This is a genomic window from Oceanispirochaeta sp. (genome assembly GCF_027859075.1).
In the GTDB taxonomy this organism is placed as follows: domain Bacteria; phylum Spirochaetota; class Spirochaetia; order DSM-2461; family DSM-2461; genus Oceanispirochaeta.
The window spans coordinates 1-3,615 of the sequence record NZ_JAQIBL010000121.1; the positions used below are offsets into that span (position 1 = coordinate 1).

The 3,615-nt window shown below is 48.4% G+C and carries 4 protein-coding genes; 1 reads left to right on the forward strand and 3 read right to left on the reverse strand.

The annotated features are described in order from the left end of the window. Positions 1 to 892, forward strand: an 892-nt coding sequence (locus PF479_RS06710; RefSeq protein WP_298003911.1) for a 3-oxoacyl-ACP synthase III family protein, incomplete at its 5' end; no start/stop codon positions are given. Between the two features lie 75 nt (positions 893 to 967). On the opposite strand, the gene PF479_RS06715 is transcribed toward PF479_RS06710, so the two are convergent. The 3 genes from PF479_RS06715 to PF479_RS06725 form a co-directional block, all read right to left on the reverse strand. Continuing rightward, positions 968 to 2,026: a VOC family protein gene (locus tag PF479_RS06715; protein ID WP_298003914.1), complete on the reverse strand. Its 1,059-nt coding sequence runs from the start codon at positions 2,024 to 2,026 to the stop codon at positions 968 to 970. A 104-nt stretch (positions 2,027 to 2,130) separates the two neighbouring features. Beyond that, positions 2,131 to 3,132 (reverse strand): tRNA dihydrouridine synthase DusB, encoded by a 1,002-nt coding sequence (gene dusB, locus PF479_RS06720; protein WP_298003917.1) that lies wholly within the window; start codon positions 3,130 to 3,132, stop codon positions 2,131 to 2,133. Next, on the reverse strand, positions 3,129 to 3,615 hold a 487-nt coding region (locus PF479_RS06725; RefSeq protein ID WP_298003920.1), incomplete at its 5' end, for a TatD family hydrolase. The genes PF479_RS06725 and dusB, both read right to left, overlap by 4 nt.

A 3,615-nucleotide genomic window follows, 5' to 3' on the forward strand; every position in this document is an offset into this window, starting at 1 on the left:
GCAGTGTCCCGGCTGGGAAGAGGGTGAAATCCTTAAAATGACAGGCATCGAAATCCGGAACTGGATTGCCCCGGGGGAAGATATCATCTCTTTATCTGAAAAAGCTGTCAAAACTGTGCTGGCCCGGAATCATCTCAGCCTGAATGATCTGAGTCTCATCATTGTGACTTCAGGGACTCCCGGAACAATCACTCCCTCTCTGGCAACACGGATTCAGCATACTCTGATTCCCGAGGGAAAACATGCCCTCTTCTGTCCGGCATTTGACATCAATGCCGCCTGTTCAGGTTATCTCTATGCCCTGCAGAGTGCCTGGGATTTTCTGAATACCCGTCCCGATGGAATTATTCTTGTGGTGACCGCGGAAGTTCTTTCTCCTCTGGTAGATCTAACAGATAAATCAACCTCTCCCATTTTTGGAGATGCCGCCACAGCCACCATTGTCACAGGCTCGGAAAGTCCTCTGAAGGGGAAGGCCCGGGTTTACCGCCCGGTCACTGCCGCAGCTGGAGAAGATGGAACCATCCTGACTGTACCCGCAGATACTTCCCGAACCATCTTTATGAATGGCCCCAAGGTTTATCTGGAAGCTGTTCACAGCATGATTACTCTTTTAGCTAAGGTCTGCACAGAGAACGGCATCCAGGTGGAAGATCTTGATCTGATTGTGCCCCATCAGGCCAACCAGAGGATCATCAATGCGGTCAAGCAACGCCTGAAACTGCCGGAAGGCAGGGTCTACAGCCAGATCAGGAATCGGGGAAATACATCTTCCTGCACAATTCCCCTCTGCCTGGAAAGCATCATGAAAGAGTCCACAACGGGGCTTCTGGGATTGACCGCCTTTGGCGGTGGATTCACCTCTGCCGGTGGTTTGGTGGAAATCATTTAAGTTTCAGAACATTATAAATAGGAAAGGCTGGTCCCGTCAGAAGATTGGATCAGCCTTTTTTTATGGTTCTGACCTTTAGTTCCGGATGCGTCCCAGGCCTAAGAGCTTCATCATCCAGTCGGCCAGGGGCTTTTCCGGATTCCTTCCTTTAAGGTTCAGATACCAGTTCATTTTTTTCATGATGGGAACCTTGTGGGTCTCAACAAACTCCAGCAGTGTTCCGTCAGGATCTTCAATGTAGGTAAAGCGGCCGGCCGCCTCTCCCATATCAAAAGACCCCTCACTGTCCACCGTAAAAGGATAACCTTCCGCCTTTAGAGTCCTGCCCAGATCGTCCATTCCGGCAATGTCAAAACAAAGGTGGATAAATCCGGCATCTCCCCAGAAGCGGTCCCTGAAAATCGGCGCACCCTCTCTGTCCTGACATTGAATCAGCTCTATTGTACTTTCTCCAAAAACCCTGGAAAAAGCGCCTTCTCGGGGTTCCCCGTGTCCCAGGAGGACCCGTCTGAATGTCTGATCTCCTCCGGGCAGTCCCTTTAAGTCATCAAAAACTGAGGTCTCATCAAAATAGATCACATCATATCCCAGAACTTTCTGAAAAAGGGGTAGAACCCTGTCTATGTCGCTGACACCCATCACCGCACCACAGGGGCCTCCCGTGATGGAAGAGTTCTTCTGAAAGTAATCGGGACGTTCAGTCATTTCAAAAATATTGCCCCAGGGATCTTTCATATGAAAATGCAGATTTCCCGCAGGATCAATGGAAGGTTCATTCAGAAGGTTCACAGCTTCCGTCTTGTAGAAGTCATAACATTTCTGAACATCCGGAGTCTTGATCTTTCCAATCTGAATACCCCAATCTCCCAGGACCATCTCCTGTTCCGGGTAGGCCGTTTCCCGGCTGGTATACTGCCAGATTTCAAATCCGCTGCCCCCTTTCAGGTTGAGAGCCAGGGCTGCATCTCTGGATTGAACGACTCCTCCGGTGTAATGAGTCATCAAAGGTGCCTCAGCGGCTTCCTGGAAAACAGGAACATTCATACCTAAATACTTTCGATACCACTGCCATGCGTCTTTCTTGTTCCCGACACCGACACCAAGTTGCTGTATACCGCTGATTACATAGGCCATTCATTGATCCTTATCATTGTATGAGATTAAACTATTCTAACTTTTGTAAGATAAGAGGGCAAATGAAAAAATCAAGATGATTGTCATTTTTATGTTAAGAATTATTAACTGAAGCTTTCCAGATACTCCCGGAATATTTTTTTGTAGGTTTCAAAGTCCTCAGAATGAACCATCTTATTCCTGATCTCCGATGATCCGGGGAGACCTTTTGTATAGGCGCAGAGCTGCTTTTTCATCTCATTCACAGCGGTCCTCTCATCTTTGTAATGGACAGCCAGGGACAGTTGTCTGAAAGCCATTTCCATCTTTTCATAGGGACTGGGGCCAGGTAAAATCTCTCCCGTCAGAAGATAATGTCTGGTTTCTCTAAAGAGAAAGGGGTTTCCGATGACACCCCGGGCCAGCATGACGCCGTCTATTCCGGTCTGCTGCAGCATGGCCTCAACAGCTTCTGGTGTGAAAAGGTCTCCCGACCCTACAACGGGAATGTTTCCCAGGACTTCTTTCAGTTTTTTTAGATGACTCCAGTCTGCACTGCCTCCATAAGCCTGGCTCTTTGTCCGTGCATGCATGGTCACAAGAGAGGCTCCCGCCTTAACGGCCCTCTCGGCGGCTTCCAGGTAATTCAGGGACAGGGCATCCCATCCTGTTCGGATTTTTACGGTAATGGGAATGTCTGTGTTGTCTTTCATGGCTCTGACTATCTCAGCGATTCTATCGGGATGGCGCATCAGGTCCGACCCGGCTCCTGACTTTATGATCTTGGGAACGGGGCAACCGCAGTTTAGATCTATGAGAATCGGTTTGAACCGTGAGACCATACCAACGGCTTCACCCGCCGCCGAAGCAGTGCCTGAGAAAATCTGTACGGCATAAATCTTTTCCGCCTCGGACTTTTGCAGGAGGTCTTCAGTTTTTCCGCTGCCTCTGACAAGGGCCTCGCAGGATACCATTTCGGTGTAACATAGGTCGGCTCCCTGTTCGGTACAAACTGTCCGAAAGGCTCTGTCCGTATAACCAGCCAGAGGTGCGGCAAAAATATTCCCCTCTACTTCGACATTCTTGTCCAGGCGGAGAGGTTTATACAATTTGAGTGATTGACTCATGAGAGACCGAAGAGGGTCCTTGCGTTTTCAAAGAGGGCTTCATAAACTTCTTCTTCCGGTTCTTCACGTAAAGATGCTACAAACTCGGCTGTTGAAGGCAGATAAATGGGCTTGTTTCTCTTACCCCTGAAAGCAGCAGGAACCATAAAAGGACTCTCACTTTCAATCACTATTCTGTCCAGAGGGAGGTATCTGACTGTATCATGGAGGTTTCTTGCATTTCTGTAAGTTACATTTCCAGCAAAAGAAAAATACATATTGTCATGTTTGTCCAGAATCTTTTTGGCATATTCCCAGTCTTCAGAGTAACAGTGAAGGACTCCACCCCTGGAGGGCATTCTAGTGCTCAATATTTCCTGGATGTCCTTGCCGGCATTTCTGTTATGAATGATAACAGGAACATCGTTCTGGTCAGCCAGTTCCAGCTGGGTTATGAAAAGTTCAACCTGAGAGCTCTTGTCACCGAATTTCCTGTAATAGTCC